The sequence below is a fragment of the Nonomuraea fuscirosea genome (assembly GCF_003001935.1).
Taxonomy (GTDB): Bacteria; Actinomycetota; Actinomycetes; order Streptosporangiales; family Streptosporangiaceae; genus Nonomuraea; species Nonomuraea fuscirosea.
On sequence record NZ_PVNG01000003.1, the window covers coordinates 178,142 to 200,715 of the forward strand.

Below are 22,574 nucleotides of genomic sequence, written 5' to 3' on the forward strand. Positions count from 1 at the left end.
GTCGTCTAGTCTGCTCGCTTCCTGTTGACGAAGGCGTCCATGCCGGCCTGGGCGATGCCGGACGCCTCCACCTGCTTGGCCGCCTCGGTCTCCACCTGGAAGGCCCGCTCGACCTCCGCCAGCGGCGGGCGCAGCAGGGCGAGGTGGACCGCCGTGGCGGTGCCGGCGGCGCTCCAGTGGCGTACGCGAGCGATCGCCGTCTCCACCAGCGCCTCCGGATCGACGATCTGATCCAGCAGGCCGACGGCGAGGGCGTCCTCGGCGCTCATCCGGGTCGAGTCGAGCACCAGCCGCAACGCCCTGCCGCCGACGAGACGGGGGAGCAGGTAGCCGGCGGCGTTGGAGATCGACAGGCCGATGTGGTTCTCCGGCAGGAAGTACTCGGCCGCCGGCGTGCCGATGCGGGCGTCGAAGCAGAGCGTCCACTCGGCGGCGCCGCCCACGGCCAGGCCGTTGACCGCCGCCACCACCGGCACCCGGGTCTCCAGCACGGCCCTGGTCATGTCGTGGAACAGCTCCACCTCCTCGACCAGCGACCGGCCGACGGCCTGGTTGATGTCCTCGCCGGCGGAGAACGCCCGGCCGGTCCCGGTGACCACGATGCCCCGGCCGCTCCCGCCGTGCTCGCGGACGGCGGCGGCGAGGTCCGCGCGCATGGCGGCGGTGAGGGCGTTGAGTTTGTCGGGCCGGGCGAGGGTGATCACGGCCACCTCGTCGCGTACGGTCACGTCGATCATCTCTGCTCCTTGTCGGCCTGGGTGGTGGGGAGGTCGCGCTCGGGATGGGCCTGGACGGCGGGCGCGGTGCGCCGGTCGCGGCCGGGTTCGACGTGGATCGCCGGGACGGCGCGCTGGTCGCGGCCGGGATGGAGGAGGTGGCGTTTCTCGACGCGGGCGGACGGGGTCAGCGGGAACTCCGCGACGAACTCCACGTACGCCGGGATCTTGAACCGGGCCAGCCGCCCCCTGGCGTGCTCGATCACGCTCGCGGCGGTCTCGGCCGTGGCCGGATGGCCGGGCCGGAGCTGGAGGAACGCTTTGGGCAGCTCGCCGAACAGCTCGTCGGGGATGGGCACCAGGGCGGCGGAGACGACGGCGGGATGCTCGGCCAGCACGTGCTCCACCTCGGCGCAGGAGATGTTCTCGCCACCCCTGCGCACCATGTCCTTGATCCGCCCGGCGTGCCTGATCCGGCCCTGGGAGTCGCGGACGCCCAGGTCGCCGGTGTGGTACCAGCCGTCCCTGAAGGCGTGGGCGGTCGCCTCGGGATGGTTCCAGTACCCCCGCATCATGGGCTCGCCCCTGACCAGGATCTCGCCGGTGCCGGGGTCCAGCTCGACCTCCTTGCCGGGCGGCGGGACCCCCATGGCGCCGGTGCCGACCGTGCCGGTGTCGTCGAGGGGCGAGAGCAGGTCGGTGCCGCTCTCGGTGGAGCCGTACAGCTCCCGCCATGGCGTGCCCCAGCGCTCCTCGTACGCGCGGTGCAGGTCCGGCTGGATGCCCGAGCAGAGCACCGCGCGCATGCGATGGGCGCGGTCGAGCGGGTGGGGCGGCTGTTTGTGCAGGAGGAGGGGCATGGTGCCCAGCACGTACGTGAGCGTCGCCCCCTGCTCCCTGGCCGAGGCCCAGAAGCCGGAGGCGGAGAAGCGGGGGAGCACGACGAGCGGGATCCCGCCCATGAGGGCGAGCAGGGTGACCCACTGGGGATCCATGTACGAGAACGCCTGGGCGATCATCAGCACGTCGTCGTCGCGCAGACAGACCTGGTCGGCGACGACGGCGGCGGACCTGAGCCAGTAGGCGTGGGTGAGCATGCAGGCCTTGGGAAAACCGGTGGTCCCCGACGTGTACTGAAAATTCGCGACATCGTCGGCTTTAGAGGGGTTGGTGCGGGGAGCTCCGCCGGTGAGCTGGTCGAGAAGATGGACTGTGCCGGGGATGTGCGGGGCGTACCCGGCGGTGGTGATCGTGGCCACCGCCCCGGAGTCGCGCAGGACGTGCTCCAGGTCGGCGGCCCGGTAACGGACGTTCACCGGCACGGTGATCGCGCCCGCCTTGAGGATCGCCAGCCAGCTCAGCGGCCAGCCGGGCACGTTGTCCATCATGATCGCCACCCGGTCGCCGGGCCGCACGCCCTTGTCGGCCAGCGCTCCGGCCAGCCGGTCCGACCGCTCGTCGGCCTCGGCGAAGGTCAGGGAAACGGGTGAGGGGTCGGGGAAACGGAGGAACTCGCGCGCGCCGTACGTGTCAGCGGCGTGCCTCATCAGGTCGGGGATCGTTGCTTGCATGCGGCGGCTCCCACGGGAACTCGGGCAGCAGAGTGAAGTCGGCCGTCGCAAAAGCTTCGGCGGGGGCGCGGACGGCGGCCAGGCCGATCGCGACGAACTCGGCGCACACCTGCTCCAGCGTGGAGTCCCCGTCAGGGCGGTACCACTCGCTGGTGCCGGTGCACATGGACATCAGGGCGAGCCGGGTCAGCTTCTCGTCGGCGACCCGGAAGACGCCCTGCTCGACGCCGTCGGCCAGGGCGTGCTTCCAGTGGTCCTCGTACGCGTCGCGCAGGGCGATGATCTCGGCGTGGGCGGCGGAGCCGGGCGTCAGGGAGCGCAGCTCGCCGTCCATGACGCGGCTGGTCATGGGGGTGAGGGCGTGGACGGCGGTGAGTGAGCTGATCAGCAGGGCGAGGCGGTCGCCGGGCCGCTCGTACGGGGCCAGCATGCGCTCGGTGGCCTCGATCAGCTCGCGCTGCGCGGCCCGCATGAGGTCGGCCAGCAGCGCTTCCTTGCTGGTGACGTGGTGGTAGATCCCGGCGTTGGTCATGTTGACCGCCTTGCCGAGGTCTCTGATGCTGGTGGCGGCGTAGCCCCGCCGCGCGAACAGCAGCACGGCCGCGGTCCTGATCCGCCGGCCGGCGTCGGTGTCGCGGTCGGTGAGGTCGACGATCATCATGTCCTACCGAACGTTCGGTTGCCTCTTAGATCCGAAAAATACCCCATGTCCGCCGAAATCGCCATAGGTGCCCCGGACGCCTCCGGCCCGCGCACGTAGACCCGGCCACCGATCTCCGAGCCACCGATGAGTTCCGCGGCCGACCTTCGTACAAAGATGTGAGAAGGAGGCTACGACCCATGCCACAGATCATCGAATTCCCGCCGCGCCCGTACCTCGGGGTGCGCCGTACCATCACCATGACCAGCTTCCACCTGGTCGCCGACCGGATCGGCGAGATCATCGGCCGGCTGGCCGAGCGCGGCACGGCCCCCGCCGGGGCGCCGTTCCTGCGCTACCACAGCATCGACATGGCCGCCGACCGGCTGGTGGTGGAGGCGGGCGTCCCCGTCCCGGCCCCGATGGACGCGGAGGACGACCTCCTCGCCGCCACCCTCCCCGCCGGCCGCTACGTCACCACCACCCACCACGGCCACCCGGACCAGCTCGCCGGCGCCGTCGAGTCACTGCTGCGCTGGGGCCGCGAGCAGGGCCTGGAGTGGGACCTGACCGAGAAGGACGGGGTCGAGCACTGGGGCTGCCGCCTGGAGCTGTACCGGACGGACCCCCGCGTCGAACCCGACATGAACAACTGGGACACCGACCTCCAACTCCGCCTGACCTGACACCCGGCAAACGGGAGCGGGCGTCACCGCCACGCGTCGAGCAACTGCTCCGGGTCGACGTGGGTGACGCCGTCCACGTCGCAGCCGCTGCGGGAGACGGCGTAGAGCGGTGTGGTGGTGCCCGCTCCCTCGGCCTGGGCATGGTGGGCGATGAGCTCGCGCAGGTCGTGCTCGTCGAAGGGCCGGTTCTCCAGCCATTTCACCGATCCGACGAAGGTGATCTTCTTGGCGACCGGCTCTCTGTCCGCCCCTATCAGGTCGATCTCCGGGTTGTTCGTCCTCGTCCAGTACCCTCCGATCGCCTGGGTGTTCTCGGGCAGCCCGTCCATGCGACGGAGCGACTCACGGACGAAAGGCTCGACCGCGGCGCCGCGCCAAGCCGTCCACGACCGTTCGATCCGCTGGAGGACGAGGTCGCCGCGGTCACGGTCGATCGCGGTCATGTTCGGTTCGATGAACGAGAGCCAGAAGCGCAGGTGCGTGTCCGCGATGTGGTAGCGGCGTTCCCGCGACGGCCGTACGGACAGCGGCAGCTCCGCCGTCACCATGCGCTTCTCCTGGAGGATCTGCAGACCGCGCGCGATCGACGTGCCGGGCAGGCCGGACGCCTTGGAGATCGACGAGTACGTACGCTGACCGGAGCCGATGGCGCGCAGCAGGACGCCCGCCTGGGCTTCCGGCGGGAACTCGGCCGCCATGGCCCGCACGCCGCTCACCGTCAGCGCCGAGCCCGGCATCGGGACGGCCGTCTCCAGGAACTCCTCGACGGAGGCGCCGGCCGGCCATTCGTCCAGGATCTGCGGCAGGCCGCCGGTGATCAGGTGCGCGTCCACGGCCTCCGCGGCGGGCAGGCCGAGCTTGTCCGCCACGTCCGCGGCGGTGAGCGGGTTGACCACCATCTCCGACGCGCGCATGTAGAAGGGACGGTCGTACTGGTTGATCGCCTCCATGATGGACAGATCGGAGCCGATCAGGATGAGCAGCATGGGGCGCCGGGAGAACTCGCGGTCGAAGAGGCGTTGCAGGGTGCTTTCGAGGTAGGGGTCCTGCTGGATCAGATAGGGGAGCTCGTCGATGACGACGATGCTCGGCGAGTCCTGCGGAACGGCCTGAGCCATCAGGCGCAGGGCGCTGTCCCAGGACGTGGGCGTGACACCGTCGAAGTGCGCGGCGTCGGGCAGGTCGGAGGCGGCCACATCGTTGATGAACCGTTCGAGCTGAACGGCCGGCGGCTGCTGGTCCGCGGCGAAGAAGAGGCTCGGCACACCACTGCGCCGGATGAACTCCTCGGCGAGGCGCGTCTTGCCCACCCGGCGCCTGCCGCGCATGAGGATGGCGCGGCCGGGACGATCGCCGGTCCTCACCCTGCTGAAATAACGGCCGAGCTGAGCCAGCTCACGCCGCCGCCCGATGAACCCGTCCAGCTGAACCCCTCCCTAGACACCCAACTGTGGTGGTCCCAACTTTGGGACTACCAAAAATGGTTGCTATCCAGAGAAGATTAGCTGGTGCCGCGCATGAAGGGCAGGTCGTCGCCCCAGGAGTCAAGTTCGGGGCCGTGGCCGGCGGCGCGGGCGTGGGGTTCGAGGGCGTTCAGGAGCTCGCGGAGGGCCGTCGGGGCGTCGTCGGACAGGGCGGACTCCAGGCGGGGCAGCAGGTCGGCGGCGGGCCAGCCGGTCAGGGGGTGGTGGCGTAGCTCCCACTCCAGGTACTTGTTGTACGGCCGTACCCGCCCGTGCAGGGCGAACAGATGGCTCAGGCAGGCCGGCACCGCCTCGGCCCCGTCCAGGCGGACGCCGAGGAGGTTGCCGTCGCGCGCGTTCTTCATGCACCGGTACACGCTGTTGAGGAACGCGCCCAGCGCCTCGCGCCCGATGGCGAAGGCCTCGTCAGGGGTGAGCGTGCCCTTGGCGGCGACCAGGGAGGCGATGCCGCCGGTGTCCTTGAGCACCTGGGCGTGGGTGAAGGCGTACCGGTTCCACTCGGTGCCGGAGCCGGGCATGGCGTGGGCGCGGAACTCGTCGAGCGTCATCACCACCAGGTCCACCAGCGCGTCCCTGCGCGGCTCGAACGGGGCCCCGTCGGCGGCGATCAGGTAGAGGTCGTGGTCGGAGCGGGCGGTGGCGGTCCCCGCACGGGCCTGCGACCCGCTCAGCACCAGGCCCAGCACCCGGGGATCGGGCAGGGCCCTGGACAGGAAGATCTCGTACGTCTCCACGCGGCCAGACTGCCACGACCTTCATCGCCACGCGTGTCGAGCTGCTGTCTCCTCGTCTTGGTCTCGACGCTGATACCAACGTGACGTGTTGGTATCAGGGCGTGGACGTGGTGGCCCTCGCTGCCGTGTTGGTCTCACGCATGAGACCAACACGTTCTATGCGGGCTAGAGGGCCAGGCGGGTCTCCAGGTCCGTACGGATGCTCGCCAGTTGCTCCCCCGCCCGGGCCCGGGCCTGCGCTGGGGTGGTGGTCACCGGGACGACGGCCTCCAGGTAGCACTTGAGTTTGGGTTCGGTGCCGGAGGGGCGGATCACCACGCGGGCGCCGCCCTCCAGGAGGTAGCGCAGGCCGTCGGTCGGGGGGAGGCCGCCGTCGCCGCGGGCCAGGTCGTCGGCTCGTCGCACCGGCAGATTCCCGAGGGTCGCCGGTGGGTCGGTGCGCAGGCGGGACATGGCGTTCGTGATCAGCGAGAGGTCGGACACGCGGAACGAGAGTTGCGAGGTCGCGTGCAGGCCGTAGCGGCGGGCCTGGTCGTCGAGGAGGTCGAGGAGGGTGCGGCCGTCGCGCTTGGCCGCCGCCGCGATGGCGGCCACGGTCAGCGCCGCGCCGATCCCGTCCTTGTCCCTGACCGGCAGGCCGGCGTCGGAGCCGACGCTGTAGCCGATGGCCTCCTCGTAGCCGAAGACCAGCCCGGGGCCGGCCTTGATGATCCACTTGAAGCCGGTGAGCGTCTCGCCGTACCGGACGCCGTGCGCCTGGGCGATCTTGCCGAGCAGGGTGGAGGAGACGATGGTGGTGGCCACCATGCGGTCGCCGGTGGTGTGGGTGATCACGTGCTCGGCCAGCAGGCCCCCGACCTCGTCGCCGGTCAGCATGCGGGCGCCGCCGCCGGGCAGTGGGACGCCCACCGCGCACCTGTCGGCGTCGGGGTCGTTGGCCACGATCAGGTCGGCCTCCGTCTTGGCGGCCAGCACGATCGCCAGGTCCATCGCGCCCGGCTCCTCCGGGTTGGGGAAGGAGACCGTGGGGAAGTCGGGGTCGGGCTCGCGTTGTTCCTCGACCATCAGCGGGCTGTCGAAGCCGGCGGCGAGGAAGGCGGCGTCCAGAGTGGTCGCCCCGACCCCGTGGAGCGGGGTGTAGGCGACGCGCAGGTCGCGGGCGTCGCCCAGAGGGAGGGAGGTCACGGCCCTGAGGTAGGCATGGACCACTTCCTCGCCCAGTTCGGTCAGTGTCCCCGGCTCTGCCCGGGTGGTGAGGCCGCCCGGGGGAGGATCTGTCGTGGGGCCGCCCAGGGGGAGGTCGTCCACGCGGCCGACCGCGTCGATGGCGGTGGAGATCTCCGTGTCGAGGGGTGGGACGATCTGCGAGCCGTCGCCCCAGTAGACCTTGTAGCCGTTGTCGCGCGGCGGGTTGTGGCTGGCGGTGACCGTCACCCCCGCGTCGGCGCCGAGATGGCGGATGGCGAAGGCCAGCACGGGCGTCGGCAGCGGGCGCGGCAGCAGCGAGGCACGCAGGCCGGCGCCCGTCAGCACCGCCGCCGTGTCGCGGGCGAACACGTCGGACTTGTGCCTGGCGTCGTAGCCGATGACCACGTGCTTGCCCGGCCCGAGGACGGCGGCCAGGCCGGCGGCGGCGCGCATGACGGTGACCCGGTTCATCCGGTTGGGGCCCGCGCCCAGCTCGCCGCGCAGCCCGGCGGTGCCGAACTCCAGCTTGGCGCCGAAGCGCTCCTCCAGGGCGGCCAGGTCCTCGCGTTCGATGAGGGCGGACAACTCGGCGCGTGTGTCGGGGTCGGGGTCCTGGGCCAGCCACTCCCGCGCCCGCCGCAGCACGCTCACAGCCGGTCCACCACCTTGGCCAGCAGCACGCCCATGCGGGCGGCCGTGGCCCGGCCCACCTCCAGGACCTCCTCGTGGTTGAGCGGCTCGCCGGACAGGCCCGCCCCCGGGTTGGTGACCAGGGAGATGCCGAGCACGTCGAGGTTCGCCTCGCGGGCCGCGATGGCCTCCAGCACCGTGGACATGCCGATCATGTCGCCGCCCAGCGTGCGCAGCATGCGGATCTCGGCGGGCGTCTCGTACGTGGGGCCGCGGAAGGCGACGTAGACGCCCTCGGCGAGGGTCGGGTCGATCTCGCGGACGAGGGCGCGCAGGCGGCGCGAGTAGACCTCGGTGAGGTCGATGAACGTGGTGCCGGTGATCGGGTTGGCCCCGGTCAGGTTGATGTGGTCGCTGATCAGGACCGGGTCGCCGACGTTCTGGGTCTCGGGGCGCAGCCCGCCGGCCGCGTTGGTGAGCACCAGCGTGCGTACGCCGGCCGCCGCCGCCGTGCGGACGCCGTGCACGACCGCGTCCACCCCGAGCCCGGACGGCGACTCGTACAGGTGGGTGCGCCCGAGGAAGATCAGCGCGTGCCGGCCCGCGGCGGTGCGGACGACACGGATCTTGCCCCCGTGACCGGCCACGGCGGGGGCACGGAAGCCGGGCAGGTCGGTGAACGGGATCTCGCGCACCGTCTCACCGATCGCGTCGGCGGCGGGCACCCACCCCGAGCCCATGACGAAGGCGACGTCGAAGGCGGCGTCGGAGAGGTCGAGGCCGGCCGCGGCACGCAGCGCCGCGGCGGCCTCACCGGCCAGGGTGTACGGGTCTTTGCTCACCTTCAGTAGTTTAGGAGCAGCCTGTCCAGGACCCGCACCCCGAACTGCAGGGCGTCCACCGGCACGCGCTCGTCCACGCCGTGGAACATGGAGGCGAAGTCCATGTCGGCGGGCAGCCGCAGCGGCACGAAGCCGAACCCGCGCACGCCCAGGTCGGCGAAGAAGGTCTTGTTGTCGGTGCCGCCGGACATGCAGTAGGGGATGGCGCGGGCGGCCGGGTCCTCGGCCTTGAGCGCCGCGATCATCGACTCCACGAGCGCGCCGTCGAACGTGGTCTCCAGCGCGATGTCGTGGTGGACGAACTCGCGCCGCACCTTCGGCCCGAGCAGCCCGTCGATCGTCTTGAAGAACTCCTCCTCGAAGCCCGGCAGGAAGCGCCCGTCGACCACGGCCGTGGCCTGGCCGGGGATGACGTTGGACTTGTAGCCGGCGCCGAGCTGGGTCGGGTTGGTGGTGTTGCGCAGCGTCGCGCCGACGAACCGCACCAGCGGCCCGATCTGGTCCAGGATCGGCTGGGGGTCGTTCTCGTCGAACGGGACGCCGAAGGCGTCGGCGACCTCGGTGAGGAAGCGGCGCACGGTCGGCGTGTACGTCAGCGGCCAGTCGTGCCCGCCGATCCTGGCCACGGCCCTGGCCACCTCGGTGACGGCGTTGTCGTCGTTGAGCATCGAGCCGTGGCCCGCGGTGCCGTCGGCGACCAGCTTCATCCAGGCCAGGCCCTTCTGGGCGGTCTCGATCAGGTAGAGCCGCAGCGACGGGTCCACCTCCAGCGAGTAGCCGCCGACCTCGCTGATCGACTCGGTGACGCCCTCGAACAGGCCGGGGTGGTTGGCCGTGAGGTATTTGGCGCCGTAGACGCCGCCGGCCTCCTCGTCGGCCAGCCAGGCGAAGACCATGTCGCGCCGCGGCCTGAGCCCTTCGCGCTTGAAGCGGCGCAGCACGGCCAGCATCATCGCGTCCATGTCCTTCATGTCCACGGCGCCGCGGCCCCAGATGTAGCCGTCGCGCACCTCGCCCGCGAACGGGTCCACCGACCAGTCGGCGGCGTTGGCCGGGACGACGTCGAGGTGGCCGTGGACGAGCAGGGCGGGCAGCGACGGGTCGGTGCCCTCGACGCGGGTGATCACGTTGCCGCGGCCCGGCTCGCTCTCGATGTAGGTGGACTCGATGCCGACCTCGGCCAGCCTGGCCATGACGACCTCGGCCGCGGCCCGTTCGCCGGGGCCGCTGCCGTCGCCGTAGTTGCTGCTGTCGGCCCGGATCAGCTCGACGCAGAGGTCGGCGACTTCGAGTTCGGCGGGTGTCATGGTGTTGCCTCCCAATGGTGATCCAGCGTGAGCAGTCCGGACTTGTGCAGGTGGCCGCGCTTGTGCGCGCGGGTGATGAGGGTGAGGTCGACGTCGGTGATCTCGTCGTGCCGGCCGACGACGCCGGTCATGAAACGGTAGAGGGCCGCCTCGTGGGCCGCCACGACCTGCACGATCAGGGAATGCGTGCCCGTCGTGGCGGCACAGTAACGGACGTCGGGATGCGCCGCCAGCCGCTGACCGACCAGGTCGAGGCCGTGGGGGCGCACCTTGAGCCAGAGCATGGCCTCGACCTCCAGGCCGAGCAGGGCGGGCTCGACCTCGGCGCGCGGCAGCAGCAGCCGCCGCTCGATCAGCGAGGTGACCCGGCGGCGCGCGGTGGGCACGGAGATGTCGAGCCGCTCGGCGACGGCGGTGAAGGCGATCCGGCCGTCGGCGGCGAGGAGGTCGGCGATCTCCTGCTCCAGCGGCGACAGGCCCTCTTCGTCCCGCTGCTCCAGAGGTGACGGGCCGGTCTCGCCGGGCAGCCGGTCGGGGTGCGGGGCCGGCCGCAGCTCGGCCACCTCGCGCTCGGTCAGGAAGGGCGCGTGCCACTCGGCGACGGTTCTGAACGTGTGCAGGACGACCTGGGTCTGGGTCTGCAGGACGCCGTCGATCTCCGACACCTGTGCCGACAGGATGCGGTGCAGGGCCTCGCGGGAGGGGGAGACCAGCTCGCAGCCGAGGTCGGCGGCCCCGGTCAGGGAGTAGACCGAGCGCGTGTCGCGGCGCTCGGCCAGCGCCTTGGCCACCTGCGTGGCGGTGCCGGGCCGCACCTGGACGTGCAGGTGCACGGGGCGGCCGTGGCCGGTGCGCAGGTCGTCGTAGATGGCCGTGACACGGACGAAGCCCTCGGCGATGAGCCGCTGCAGCCGCCGGGCGACCGTGCGCTCGTGCTCGCCCACGGCCCGGCCGATCTCCCCCCACGAGGCTCGGGGGCTGACTTGCAGCGCGGCCACGAGCCGGCGGTCGAGAACGTCCACGGTTGCCCGTTCCTGTGTCGGGATTGTAAAAATCGGCTTAAACATTTGACTGTTTCGGTCGTCCGAATGCAGAGTAAGCCATTACCGCACTTGTCAGCAAAGGAGCCCTTCGTGGCGACTTCCCCCGTGGCGCACTCCCCACTCGGCATCCCCAAGAGCCGCGTCCGGCAGCTCATGGCGGCCAGCATCGGCAACGTCGTCGAATGGTACGACTGGTACGCGTACACCTTCCTCGCCGTCTACTTCTCCGACCAGGTCTTCCCCAAGGCATCGGACAACAGCCTCGTCCCGCTGCTCAGCTCGTTCGCCGTGTTCGCGGTGGGCTTCTTCATGCGCCCCCTGGGCGGCCTGCTGGTCGGCGCGTTCGCCGACCGGTACGGCCGCAAGTCGGCCATGACGTTCACCATCGTGCTGATGGGCGCGGGTTCCCTGCTGGTCGGCCTGACCCCCACCTACGCGGCCGTCGGCCTGCTGGCGCCGGTCATCCTCACCCTCGCCCGGCTCATCCAGGGCCTGTCGGTGGGCGGTGAGTTCGCCGCCGCGACCACGTTCCTGGTGGAGTCGGCCCCGCCCGGCCGGCGCGGACTGTTCTCGAGCTTCCAGTACGTGAGCACCACCATCGGCCAGCTCATCGCCTCAGGACTGGCCGCGTTGCTGGCCACGAACCTGATCGAGGCCGACATGGACTCCTGGGGCTGGCGCGTGCCGTTCGTCGTGGGCGCGGTGCTGAGCCTGGTGGGCCTGTGGATCCGCAAGGGCGCCGACGAGACCTCGGCGGTGGCGGAGGAGATCCGGCGCGGCGAGGCCACCCGGCCCAAGCTGTTCGAGTTCCTGCGGCTGCACCCGAGGTCGGCGGCGACGATCGTGGGCATCACGATCGCCGGCACGGTGGCGTACTACACCTGGACCAGCTTCCTGCCCACGTACGCGCAGATCACGGTGGGCTTCGACAAGGCCGAGTCGCTCCAGATCGGCACGATCTCGCTGGTCTTCTTCATGATCCTGCAGCCGCTGCTGGGCATGCTGTCGGACCGGATCGGGCGCAAGCCGATGCTGATCACCTTCGGGTTCGGCTTCCTCGTCCTGCCCGTGCCGCTGCTCGGCCTGCTCACCGACGCCTACTGGAGCCTGCTGGTCGTGCAGCTCGTCGGCATGGTCTTCCTCGGCTGCTTCACCGCGATCTCGGCCGCGGTCAACTCCGAGCTCTTCCCGACGCGGGTGCGGGCGGCGGGCGCCGGGTTCCCTTACTCGCTGACCGTCGCGCTCTTCGGCGGCACCGCGCCGCTGATCGGCACGGCGCTGCAGGAGGCGGACAACCCGGGCCTCTTCCCGTGGTACATGTCGGCGCTGGCGCTCATCTCGACGCTGGTCTACATCTTCGTGCTCAGGGAGACGAAGGACGAGCCGCTCCGCTAGCCGTCAGCCGAACGAGGTGCAGGGGCGCTCCCGCAGCTCCTTGACGTAGTCGTCGGGGGCGCCCGCCCGCTCGGCCGCCTCGGCCAGGCTGCCCAGGTAGCGGGCCGAGGGCAGGCCGCCCTCGTAGCCGTCGAGCACGTAGAACCAGGCCACGACCTCGCCGTCGAGCGTCTGCACCCGCAGCCGGACCTTGTGGTAGGCGCCGCGCACCGCGCCCTCCCACTGGTCGAGCGAGTGCTCCTCCCAGTCGGGCACGTCGTAGAGGACCACGAAGACGTGCTCGTCGGGGTCTTCGACGATCGTGGCGACCGCGCCCTCCCACTTGAGGTCCATGCCTCCGAAGGTCAGCCGCCAGCCCGGCAGCCAGCCCACACCGCGGATCGGCGAGTGCGGGGCACGCATGGCCATCTGCTCGGGGTCCATGTTGCTGCCATAGGAGGCGTATACAGGCACAGCGGCAAGACTAGCGCCTGAGACCGCGCCCCGTTCGTCAGCAGCTCGGGGCATGCGGGACAATGGTGGTGTGACGAGGATCGTGATCATCGGCGGCGGACCAGGCGGCTACGAGGCGGCGCTGGTGGCCGCCCAACTAGGCGCGCAAGTCACGATGGTCGAGCAGGACGGCCCCGGCGGGGCCTGCGTGCTCACCGACTGCGTGCCGTCCAAGACACTGATCGCGACCTCCGTCCGCAAGCAGGCCCTGCTCGACGCCCCCTCGCTGGGGGTGGCCTTCTCCGGTGGCCTCGACGGCGACGCCGGGGTGGCGCAGGTCGACCTGCCGCTGGTCAACAAGCGCGTCAAGGAGCTGGCCCAGGCGCAGTCGGCCGACATCGCGACCCGGGTCGAGGCCGAGGGCGTCGAGATCGTCAAGGAGCGCGGCCGGCTGGTCGATCCGCAGGTGGTCAGGGCCGGCGACCGGACGATCAGGGCCGACGTCGTGCTGGTGGCCACGGGGGCGACGCCGCGGGTGCTGCCGGGGGCCGAGCCCGACGGCGAGCGCATCCTCAACTGGCGTCAGCTCTATGACCTCGAAGAGCTGCCCGAGCACCTGATCGTGGTCGGCTCCGGGGTGACCGGGGCCGAGTTCGCCGGGGCCTACCGTTCGCTCGGGGCGGAGGTCACGCTGGTCTCCAGCCGCGACCGGATGATGCCCAACGAGGACGCCGACGGCGCCGAGGTGCTCGAAGAGGTCTACCGGCGCCGCGGCATGAACGTCATGGGCCGCTCCAGGGCCGCCTCCGTCAAGCGCACCCACGACGGCGTGGTGGTGACGCTGGAGGACGGGCGCACCGCCGAGGGGTCGCACGCGCTGATGACCGTCGGCATGATCCCCAACACCTCCGGCATCGGGCTGGAGGAGGCGGGCGTGCAGCTCGACCGGGGCGGGTTCGTCAAGGTCGACAAGGTCTCCCGCACGTCGGCTCCCGGCGTCTACGCGGCCGGCGACTGCACCGGCGTGCTGATGCTGGCCTCCGTCGCCGCCATGCAGGGCCGGATCGCGGTGTGGCACGCGCTGGGCGAGGCGGTGCAGCCGCTGCGGCTGGCCACCGTGGCCTCCAACATCTTCACCGACCCCGAGATCGCGGCCGTGGGCGTGGCGCAGCGTGCCATCGAGGCGGGCGAGATCGAGGCCAACGTGGTCAAGCTGCCGCTGGCCACCAACGCGCGGGCGAAGATGCAGGGCTTCAACGACGGCTTCGTGAAGCTGTTCTGCCGCCCGCACACCGGGATCGTGCTGGGCGGCGTGGTCGTCGCGCCGCGGGCCTCCGAGTTGATCCTGGCGGTGTCGGTGGCGGTGCAGCAGCGGCTGACCGTCGACCAGCTGGCCCACACGTTCGCGGTCTACCCGTCGCTGTCGGGGTCGGTGACCGAGGCGGCCAGGCGGCTGATGCAGCCGGGGGTCAACATCTAGGAGTCTTCTGCGAAGCAGGGCGCGCGGTGGTCCGCGCGCCCTTTTCTGTGCCTCTGACCGTTGACCTTTGTTGGTATGGACACCAAACTAAGTCACGAGTTGGCGCAGCGTTCGAAGGAGCTTCCATGCCCTATCGCCCTCCCCTGGTCGCGCACGAGTACTTCGTCGCGGACCCGCCGGAGTTGCCGGTCCGCGTACGAGGCGAGGGCGGCCTGTCGGCGCTCACCGCCGCCGAGCTGGTCGCGGCCGACGGCGCCGAGGTGCTGCTCAAGGCGGTCACCTCGGCGGAGGAGACGCTGATCGTCCAGGTGGGCGCGGCGGGCGAGGGCGTGATCAGGGTGCGGCTGTCGGAGGACGCCACCGCCCGGCCGCGCTCGGAGCGCGCCATCGCGCTGGTGAGGCCGGGCACGTACGCGGGGGCACGGGTCGTGGCGGAGCCGGGCGCGCCGATCGTGGTGGACGCCGGGTCGCTGCGGGCCGAGATCACCCTGTCGCCGTGGCACCTGCGCTTCACCGACGCGGGCGGGGCGACGCTGGTCGAGCAGGACCGGGGGCACACCGACATCAGCGGGCGCCTGCGTACGCTGCCGTTCGGCCGCAGCGCCTCGGGAGGCGCGCCCGTCGCGTACCACGAGAGCTTCGCCGCCGCGCCCGACGAGGCGTTCTCCGGCTTCGGCGAGTCGTTCACCCGGCTGGACAAGCGCGGTCAGCGGCCGCTCATGTGGAACTTCGACGCCTTCGGGGCCGAGTCGCAGCGCGCCTACAAGAACATCCCCCTGTACGTGTCCAGCCGGGGCTACGGCGTGCTGGTCGACAGCGGCGCGCCGCTGGAGTTCGACGTTTGCCAGTCCACGCACAGCGTGGTGCAGATCCTGGTGCCCGACGACGTCATGGACTACTACGTGATGGCAGGGCCCGCTCCGTCGGAGGTGCTGGACCGCTACGACCGGCTGACCGGCCGGCCCTCGCTGCCGCCGAAGTGGGCGTTCGGCACCTGGATCTCCTCGGGGTTCTGCGTGGACAGCCGGGAGCGGGTGCTGGCCAGGGCGCGCACGATCAGGGAGCGCGGCATCCCGTGCGACGTGCTGCACCTGGACACCTACTGGCAGAGCGACGGGCACTGGTCGGACATGCGCTGGGATCCGGTGAACTTCCCCGACCCGGAGGGCATGCTGGCCGAGCTGGCGGAGATGGGGTTCAAGGTCTGCCTATGGATGAATCCCTATATTTCGCACCTTAGCCCGGCGTTTCGGGAGGCCGCCGACGCCGGATACCTGCTGCGCGACCCCCAGGGCGAGGCGTACGTCGCCGACTGCTGGCACGGCTCCTTCCCCGCCTGCGGCATCGTGGACTTCACCCACCCGGGGGCGGTCGAGTGGTTCAAGGGCCTGCTGCGCCCGCTGCTGCGCCAGGGCGTGGCCGCCTTCAAGACCGACTTCGCCGAGGGCGTGCCGGCCGACGCGGTGGCCGCCAACGGCATGAGCGGCACCGACCTGCACAACGTCTACACCCTGCTGTTCAACGACGCCGTCGTGGACGTCACCCGCGAGGTCAACGGGCACGAGCTGGTGTGGGCGCGCTCGTCGTACCTGGGCGGGCAGCGCCACAGCGCCCAGTGGGGCGGCGACACCTACACCAGCTACGCCGCCATGGGCAGCACGATCAGGGGCGGCCTCGCGCACGGCCTGTCCGGCGTCCCGTTCTGGAGCCACGACGCGGGCGGCTTCACCGGCCGCCCCGCCGACGACCTGTACGTGCGCTGGACCCAGTTCGGCGCGCTCTCCCCGCTGCTGCGCCTGCACGGCACCACGACCCGCGAGCCGTGGGAGTTCCCCGAGGTCGAGGAGCAGGCGGTCGCGGCGCTGAAGCTGCGCTACCGGCTGATGCCCTACCTGTACTCGGCCGCAGTCGAGGCCGCGCGCACCGGCGCGCCGATGATGCGGGCGCTGTGCGTGGACCATCCGGACGATCCGGTCGCCTGGCAGGCCGACCTGCAGTACCTGCTCGGGCACGACCTGCTGGTGGCCCCCATGACCGGGCCCGAAGGCGTCAGGCAGGTGTACCTGCCGCGCGGCCGGTGGGTGGACTACTGGACCGGCGAGGTGCTGGACGGCGCCCGTTACGTCCGGGTGGCCAAGCCGCTCGGCCAGATCCCCCTCTTCGCCCGGTACGGCGCGCTCATTCCCGTACAGGAGCAGCGGGACACCGTGGACGTGCCGGCCGAGATCGCACTCGTCGCCTTCGGCTCCGGCGGCGGGAGCGCCGAGATCCACGACGCCGACGGCGTGACGGTCGCCGTCGCCACCAGGGACGGCGACGTGCTGCGTGTCGCCGTCACCGGCCCGAAGCGCGTCACCGGTGTCGAGCTCGTCCCGGTGCCCGGAGCTCCCGCGCGGGCCGTCATCTCGTAACACCCCCTGGAGGGATCATGGTCAAGTCAACAGGCGCGGCGGTGCTGGTCGCCGCCGTGCTCGCCCTGTCGGCCTGCGGCTCGGGCGGCGGTTCCGCGAGCCCGAGCCCCGGCGGAACCGAGCCGCGCGTGCTCAAGCTCTGGCACTACGAGACGGCCGACAGCGCCATGGGCAAGGCGTGGGCCGAGGCGATCAAGAAGTTCGAGGCGTCGCACCCGAACGTGACCGTCGCGTTCGAGGAGAAGGGCTTCGAGCAGATCCAGAAGACGGCCGCCATGGTGCTCAACTCGGACGAGGCGCCCGACATCATGGAGTACAACAAGGGCAACGCCACCTCCGGCCTGCTGTCCAAGCAGGGCCTGCTCGCGGACCTGAGTGAGGAGGCCACCAAGCGGGGCTGGGACAAGCTGCTGCCGGGTGGCCTGCAGACCACCGCGAAGTACGACGACCGGGGCGTGATGGGCTCCGGCAAGTGGTACGGCGTGCCCAACTACGGCGAGTTCGTGATGGTCTATTACAACAAGGACCTCTTCGACAAGCACCAGGTCAAGGTCCCGGCCTCGTACGAGGAGTTCACCGCCGCGCTGGACACCTTCGTCAAGGCCGGCGTGACCCCCATCTCCAACGCCGGCGCCGAATACCCGGCGCAGCAGATCTTCTACCAGCTCGCGCTCACCAAGGCGCAGAAGCCGTGGCTGGACGCCTTCCAGTCCTACAAGGGCAAGGTCGACTTCCACGGCCCCGAGTTCACCTACGGCGCCGACACGTTCGCCGACTGGGTGAAGAAGGGCTACATCCCGAAGAACTCCTCCGGCGTCAAGGCCGAGGACATGGGCGTGGCGTTCATGAACGGCAAGTTCCCCGTCATGATCAGCGGCAGCTGGTGGTACGGCCGTTTCGCCTCGGAGATCAAGGACTTCGAGTGGGGTCACTTCCTGTTCCCCGGCGCCACCATGTCGCCCGGGTCGAGCGGCAACCTCTGGGTCGTCCCCGAGAAGTCGGAGAACAAGGACCTGGCCTACGACTTCATCGACATCACGATGAGCAAGGACATCCAGAACCTGCTCGGCAACTCCGGCGGCGTCCCCGTCGCCGCCGACGCCGCCGCGATCACCGACGCCAAGAGCAAGGAGCTCATCGAGTCCTTCAACAAGCTGACCGCCGCCGACGGCCTGGCCTTCTACCCCGACTGGCCCGCGCCCGGCTACTACGACGTGATGGTGGCCGGGGTCCAGGAGCTCATCAACGGCAGCAAGACCTCGGCCGAGGTGCTGGACGAGCTGGCCAAGCCGTACGAGGACAACCTCGCCGACATTGGCAACTAGATGAGGGCTCGCACGAGGGGGTACTGGCTCTACCTGGTCCCCAGCCTGCTGCTGTTCCTGGCCGTCATCGTGGTGCCGTTCCTGATGAACGTCGGCGCGAGCTTCACCCGCTGGTCGGGGGTGGGCACGCCACGCTGGATCGGGCTGGGCAACTACGCCAGGCTGCTGGAGGACGAACGGTTCTGGGAGTCGTTCCAGCACAACGTGGGGCTGATCGTGGCCATGGCCGTGGTGCCGACCGCGATCGGGCTCGTGCTGGCGGCGGCCCTGTTCGACTACATCGGCAAGCGCTTCGGGGCGCGCACGGCCTCCGCGCTGCGCGCGACGTACTACCTGCCGCAGGTGCTGCCGGTGGCGGTGGCGGGCGTGGTGTGGGGCTGGATGCTGCACCCGTCGTACGGCGCCGTCAACCAGATCTTCGGCCTGGATCTCGACTGGCTCGGCGACCCCGATCTGGCGCTGGCCACGGTCATGGCGGTCATGGTCTGGTTCCAGCTCGGCTACCCGGTCGTGATCTTCATGGCCGGGCTGCAGCGGGTGGACCCGGCCTACTACGAGGCGGCCGAGATCGACGGGGCCTCGTGGTGGCGCAAGTTCTGGCACATCACGATCCCGCAGATCCGGCCGGAGATCTTCGTGGTGCTGCTGACGTGCACGATCGCCGCGCTGAAGGTGTTCGGGCCGATCTTCGTGCTGACGCGCGGCGGGCCGGGGAACGCGACGATGGTGCCGTCGTACTTCTCGTACCTGAACTTCTTCCAGAAGGCCAACGTCGGGTACGGCTCGGCCATCGCCACCGTCCTGGCGCTGATCATCATCGTGGTGACGTTCCTGTTCCTGCGCGTGCAGGAGCGTGACGCATGAGGGGCCCGGGACGCTGGGCGGTGCTGTTCGCGCTGGTCGTGCTGGCCGTGGTGATGATCTTCCCGTTCGTCATCGTGGCGATGAACGCGGTCAAGTCGCCGGCCGAGTACAGCTCGAACGGCCCGCTGAGCCTGCCCGAGGGGCTCTACCTCCAGGGGATCGTGGACTTCTGGAACCGGGTGGAGTTCGGCGTCAAGCTCTGGAACAGCCTCGTCATCAGCGCCTCGGTGTCGGTGCTGGCGGTGGTGCTGTCCGTGCTCAACGCGTACGCGCTGGGCATCGGCCGGGTGAAGGGCCGGCTGTGGATCCTGGTGCTGTTCCTGGTGGCCAACACGCTGCCGCAGGAGGCGCTGGCCTATCCGCTGTACTACCTGGCCAAGGCCGCCGGCCTGTACGACACCCGGCTCGCGGTGATCATCGTCATGACCGCGATCCAGGCGGCGTTCGGCACGTATCTGCTGAGCGCGGTGCTGGGCCAGTTCCCGAAGGAGATCCTGGAGGCCGCCTCGATCGACGGCGCGGGGCGGCTGCGCTCGTTGCTGCGGATCGTGGTGCCGATCAGCCGGCCCACGCTCAGCGTGCTGCTGATCTTCTTCTTCATCTGGACCTGGAACGAGTTCTTCCTGCCGCTGATCTTCCTGATCTCGAACGACACCCAGACGGTGCCCGTCGCGCTCGGTGTCCTGCAAGGCCAGAGGTACATGGACGCGACCATGTCCAGCGCCTCGGCCCTGCTCGGCATCGTCCCGGCGGTCGCCTTCTTCCTGATCTTCCAGCGCACGCTGACCCGAGGTGTGACGGTCGGCGCCATCAAGTGACGGAGAATCCCTCAAGATGCGAAAAGTCCCGTTATTAGCGGTTGTTTCGTTGGCTGCGGCGTTATGCGGCGCGCCCGCCGCCCAGGCCGACCAGGTCGCTCAGGCCGCCCGGGCCGCTCAGGCATACCCCTTCCAGAACCCGGCCCTGCCGCTCGACCAGCGCGTCACCGACCTGCTCGGCCGGCTCACCCTCGACGAGAAGCTGAGCCTGCTGCACCAGTCGCAGCCGGCGATCCCGCGCCTCGGCATCGCCTACCACAAGAACGGCACCGAGGCGCTGCACGGCGTCGCCTGGTCCAACCACCGCGACGACAACTGGAACCAGAAGTTCGCCGCCGGCACCGTCTTCCCGCAGCCGGTCGGGCTGGCCAGCACCTGGGACCCGGTGCTGATCAGGAAGGTCGGCTCAGCGGTGGGCGACGAGACGCGCGGCTACAACGCCGTCGATCCCGTCCTGTGGGGCCTGCAGGTGTGGGCGCCGGTGGTCGACCTGCTGCGCGACCCGCGCGCGGGTCGCAACGAGGAGGGGTACTCCGAGGATCCGCTGCTCACGGGGGCCATCTCGACCGCGTACGGCAAGGGGCTGCAGGGTGACGACCCCTTCTACCTGAAGACCGCGCCCGTGCTGAAGCACTACCTGGCCTACAACAACGAGACCGACCGCAGCCTCACCTCCTCCAACCTGACGCCCAAGCTCAAGCACGAGTACTACGAGCCGGCCTTCAAGGCGGCCATCTCGGCCGACGCCGCGACCGGAGTGATGGCGTCGTACAACCTGGTCAACGGGCGGCCCAACCACGTCAACCCGGACCTGAACGACGTGGTCAGGACCTGGACCGACCGGACGCTCTACAACCCGAGCGACGCCTGGGGCCCGCACGCGCTCACCGACCTGGAGCGCTACTACGACGACAAGCCCGAGGCGTTCGCCGCGGTGCTGAAGGCCGGGCTGGACAGCTTCACGATCGACGGCAGCGACCTCGGGCCGATGCTGACCAACCTCAAGGCCGCGCTCGACCAGGGCCGCATCACCGTGGCCGACGTGGACAAGTCGGTACGCCACGTGCTGTCCATCCGGACCCGGCTGGGCCACTTCGATCCGGACGGCGGGCCGTACGCGCGGATCACGGCGGACGTGATCGGCAGCGCGGCGAACAAGCGGCTCAACCGGGAGACCGCCGGCAAGGCGGCTGTGCTGCTGAAGAACTCCGGCGTGCTGCCCCTCGGCAAGCCCAAGTCGGCCGCCGTGGTGGGGCCGCTGGCGGACCGGCTGTACCGGGACTGGTACTCGGGGCAGCTGCCGTACCAGGTGACGCCGCTCGACGGGATCGAGGAGCGGGTCGGCTCCGTCACCACCGGCGAGGGCCTGGAGCGCGTCGCGCTCAGGCACCTCGACTCCGGCAAGTACGTCACCGCGACCGGCACCGGGCCCGACGACAACGCCGGGCTGATCGACACCGCGCCGGGCGCGGCGTCGCAGTGGGACCTCACCGACTGGACCGGCGGCGTCTCCACACTGCGCAACGCGGGCAACGGCCGGCTGCTGGGCGGCGACTGGCGCTCGCTCGACACCGACGACGCCGAACCCGACGGCTGGTACGTCTCCCAGCAGTTCGCGCTGGAGAAGCAGCCCGACGGCAGCCACCTCATCCGCTACGCCGGATACGAGACGGTCGAGAGCTGGTTCGGCCTGCCCGACGCGTACGTGGGCGTCACCGACGGCGCGCTCGCCCTGGTGCCGAAGGCGCAGGCGGCGAAGTTCGCCAAGGAGGTCGTCTCCGACGGCATCGCCGCGGCCGCCGCGCGCGCCGCCGAGGCCGAGGTCGCGGTGGTCGTGGCGGGCAGCCATCCCTTCGTCGCGGGCCGCGAGTTCCACGACCGCGACGACCTGCGGCTCGGCGCCGGACAGCTCCGGCTGATCGAGGCCGTGCGCAAGGCCAACCCGCGCACCGTGGTCGTCCTGGAGACGAGCTATCCGGTCGTCGTGGACGCCCCGACCCTGCTGTGGACCACGCACGCGGGCGCGGAGACCGGGCACGCCGTCGCCGACGTGCTCTTCGGCGACGTCAACCCCGGCGGCCGGCTCACCCAGACCTGGCCCGCGGCCGGCGCGCTGCCGAGCCTGCTGGACTACGACCTGGTCAAGACCGGGATGACGTACCTGTACGGCGAGGACAAGCCGCTCTACGCCTTCGGCCACGGCCTGAGCTACACCTCCTTCGGTTACCAGGGCCTGCGCGCGCACGGCGACCAGGTGAGCGTCAAGGTCACCAACACCGGCAGGGTGAAGGGCGACGAGGTGGTCCAGCTCTACACCCACCAGCGCGACTCCCGCTTCGCGCAGCCGGTCAAGCGGCTGCGCGGCTTCCAGCGGATCACGCTCGCCCCGGGCGAGACGCGGACGGTCACCTTCCCGCTCAAGCGGTCGGACCTGGCCGTCTGGGATCACACCCGGGGCAGGTGGCTGGTCGAGGACGCCACCCACGACGTCCTCGTCGGCTCCGCCTCCGACCGGATCCGTCAACGCACCACGCTGCGCGTGCCCGGCGAGACCGTCCCCGTGCGCGACCTGACCAGGACGACGCGGGCGATGGACTTCGACGACTACGCGGGGGTCGCCTTCGCCGACGAGAGCAAGGCGCGGGGCGAGGTGGTCGAGGGCTCGGCCGGTGACTGGGTGGCGTACACCGGCGCTTCGTGGGGCTCGCGCCTGACGGCCGCGGTGGCCTCGGTGGGCGGCGGCTCGTTCGAGGTGCGCCGCGGCTCGCCGACCGGCGCGCTGCTGGCGACCGTGCCGGTGCCCGCCACGGGAGGGATCTACACGTACGGGACGGCGAGCGCTTCGGTGCGGGCCGGCACCGGGAGCGTCTACCTGGTGTTCAAGGGCGATCTGCGGATCAGGGACTTCGCACTCGCCCGATGAGGACATGCGCCTGTTGAGGACACGCGCCCGATGAGGACTCCGGCGGGCGGCCGCGAGCATGGTCGTGGCCGCCCGGCGGGCTTGC

18 protein-coding genes are annotated in these 22,574 nt (G+C 70.7%); 8 read left to right on the forward strand and 10 right to left on the reverse strand.

The features are described 5' to 3' along the window. Positions 1-5: 5 nt before the first annotated feature. Genes B0I32_RS07885 through B0I32_RS07895 form a run of 3 tightly spaced genes read right to left on the reverse strand, consistent with a single transcriptional unit; the run spans position 6 to position 2,948 of the window. Positions 6-737 (reverse strand): enoyl-CoA hydratase/isomerase family protein, encoded by a 732-nt coding sequence (locus B0I32_RS07885; RefSeq protein WP_106236349.1) that lies wholly within the window; start codon positions 735-737, stop codon positions 6-8. Then, complete coding sequence (locus tag B0I32_RS07890; RefSeq protein ID WP_245955671.1) at positions 734-2,287, reverse strand: AMP-binding protein; 1,554 nt, start codon at positions 2,285-2,287, stop codon at positions 734-736. The genes B0I32_RS07885 and B0I32_RS07890 overlap by 4 nt, the downstream gene beginning before the upstream one ends. Beyond that, a complete protein-coding gene (locus B0I32_RS07895) occupies positions 2,247-2,948 on the reverse strand; it encodes a TetR/AcrR family transcriptional regulator (RefSeq protein WP_106236353.1) in 702 nt (233 codons plus the stop codon). The genes B0I32_RS07890 and B0I32_RS07895 overlap by 41 nt, the downstream gene beginning before the upstream one ends. A 179-nt stretch (positions 2,949-3,127) precedes the next feature. Here B0I32_RS07895 and B0I32_RS07900 point away from each other — a divergent pair, with 179 nt between their 5' ends. Further along, the gene (locus B0I32_RS07900; protein ID WP_106236354.1) at positions 3,128-3,613 is read left to right on the forward strand and encodes a GyrI-like domain-containing protein; all 486 of its coding nucleotides are present in this window, start codon (positions 3,128-3,130) and stop codon (positions 3,611-3,613) included. A 23-nt stretch (positions 3,614-3,636) separates the two neighbouring features. On the opposite strand, the gene B0I32_RS07905 is transcribed toward B0I32_RS07900, so the two are convergent. The 6 genes from B0I32_RS07905 to B0I32_RS07930 all read right to left on the reverse strand — a co-directional run bounded on the left by B0I32_RS07905 (position 3,637) and on the right by B0I32_RS07930 (position 10,820). Then, positions 3,637-5,037: an ATP-binding protein gene (locus tag B0I32_RS07905; RefSeq protein WP_146178078.1), complete on the reverse strand. Its 1,401-nt coding sequence runs from the start codon at positions 5,035-5,037 to the stop codon at positions 3,637-3,639. A gap of 77 nt (positions 5,038-5,114) precedes the next feature. Beyond that, positions 5,115-5,831 carry a nucleotidyltransferase domain-containing protein gene (locus tag B0I32_RS07910; protein WP_106236356.1) on the reverse strand — a complete coding sequence of 239 codons (717 nt, stop codon included), beginning with the start codon at positions 5,829-5,831 and terminating at the stop codon, positions 5,115-5,117. A 165-nt stretch (positions 5,832-5,996) separates the two neighbouring features. After that, complete coding sequence (locus B0I32_RS07915; protein WP_106236358.1) at positions 5,997-7,670, reverse strand: phospho-sugar mutase; 1,674 nt, start codon at positions 7,668-7,670, stop codon at positions 5,997-5,999. Next, positions 7,667-8,491, reverse strand: coding sequence for a purine-nucleoside phosphorylase (locus tag B0I32_RS07920; RefSeq protein ID WP_106236360.1), 825 nt, complete (start codon positions 8,489-8,491; stop codon positions 7,667-7,669). Before B0I32_RS07920 ends, B0I32_RS07915 begins: the two co-directional genes overlap by 4 nt. A gap of 2 nt (positions 8,492-8,493) precedes the next feature. Beyond that, on the reverse strand, positions 8,494-9,798 hold the full coding sequence (locus B0I32_RS07925) for a M20/M25/M40 family metallo-hydrolase (protein WP_106236362.1): 1,305 nt from the start codon (positions 9,796-9,798) through the stop codon (positions 8,494-8,496). Further along, positions 9,795-10,820, reverse strand: a complete 1,026-nt coding sequence (locus B0I32_RS07930) for an Lrp/AsnC family transcriptional regulator (protein ID WP_106236364.1) — start codon at positions 10,818-10,820, stop codon at positions 9,795-9,797. The genes B0I32_RS07925 and B0I32_RS07930 overlap by 4 nt, the downstream gene beginning before the upstream one ends. Before the next feature lie 111 nt (positions 10,821-10,931). Here B0I32_RS07930 and B0I32_RS07935 point away from each other — a divergent pair, with 111 nt between their 5' ends. Then, entirely contained in the window at positions 10,932-12,236 is a 1,305-nt protein-coding gene (locus tag B0I32_RS07935; protein ID WP_245955673.1) for an MFS transporter, read from the forward strand. 3 nt (positions 12,237-12,239) lie between these two features. On the opposite strand, the gene B0I32_RS07940 is transcribed toward B0I32_RS07935, so the two are convergent. Continuing rightward, positions 12,240-12,689 carry a gamma-glutamylcyclotransferase family protein gene (locus B0I32_RS07940; RefSeq protein WP_106236366.1) on the reverse strand — a complete coding sequence of 150 codons (450 nt, stop codon included), beginning with the start codon at positions 12,687-12,689 and terminating at the stop codon, positions 12,240-12,242. Between the two features lie 70 nt (positions 12,690-12,759). Between B0I32_RS07940 and B0I32_RS07945 the strand changes: the two genes are divergently transcribed. The 6 genes from B0I32_RS07945 (at position 12,760) to B0I32_RS07970 (ending at position 22,489) form a co-directional block, all read left to right on the forward strand. Continuing rightward, entirely contained in the window at positions 12,760-14,148 is a 1,389-nt protein-coding gene (locus B0I32_RS07945) for an NAD(P)H-quinone dehydrogenase (protein WP_106236368.1), read from the forward strand. Positions 14,149-14,273: 125 nt separating this feature from the next. Further along, entirely contained in the window at positions 14,274-16,559 is a 2,286-nt protein-coding gene (locus B0I32_RS07950) for a TIM-barrel domain-containing protein (RefSeq protein WP_106236370.1), read from the forward strand. Positions 16,560-16,576: 17 nt separating this feature from the next. Further along, positions 16,577-17,884: an ABC transporter substrate-binding protein gene (locus tag B0I32_RS07955; RefSeq protein WP_106236372.1), complete on the forward strand. Its 1,308-nt coding sequence runs from the start codon at positions 16,577-16,579 to the stop codon at positions 17,882-17,884. Then, on the forward strand, positions 17,885-18,748 hold the full coding sequence (locus tag B0I32_RS07960; RefSeq protein ID WP_106236374.1) for a carbohydrate ABC transporter permease: 864 nt from the start codon (positions 17,885-17,887) through the stop codon (positions 18,746-18,748). Next, positions 18,745-19,566, forward strand: coding sequence for a carbohydrate ABC transporter permease (locus B0I32_RS07965; RefSeq protein ID WP_106236376.1), 822 nt, complete (start codon positions 18,745-18,747; stop codon positions 19,564-19,566). The genes B0I32_RS07960 and B0I32_RS07965 overlap by 4 nt, the downstream gene beginning before the upstream one ends. 49 nt (positions 19,567-19,615) lie before the next feature. Further along, positions 19,616-22,489 (forward strand): glycoside hydrolase family 3 protein, encoded by a 2,874-nt coding sequence (locus tag B0I32_RS07970; protein ID WP_245955674.1) that lies wholly within the window; start codon positions 19,616-19,618, stop codon positions 22,487-22,489. The last annotated feature ends 85 nt before the right edge of the window (positions 22,490-22,574 follow it).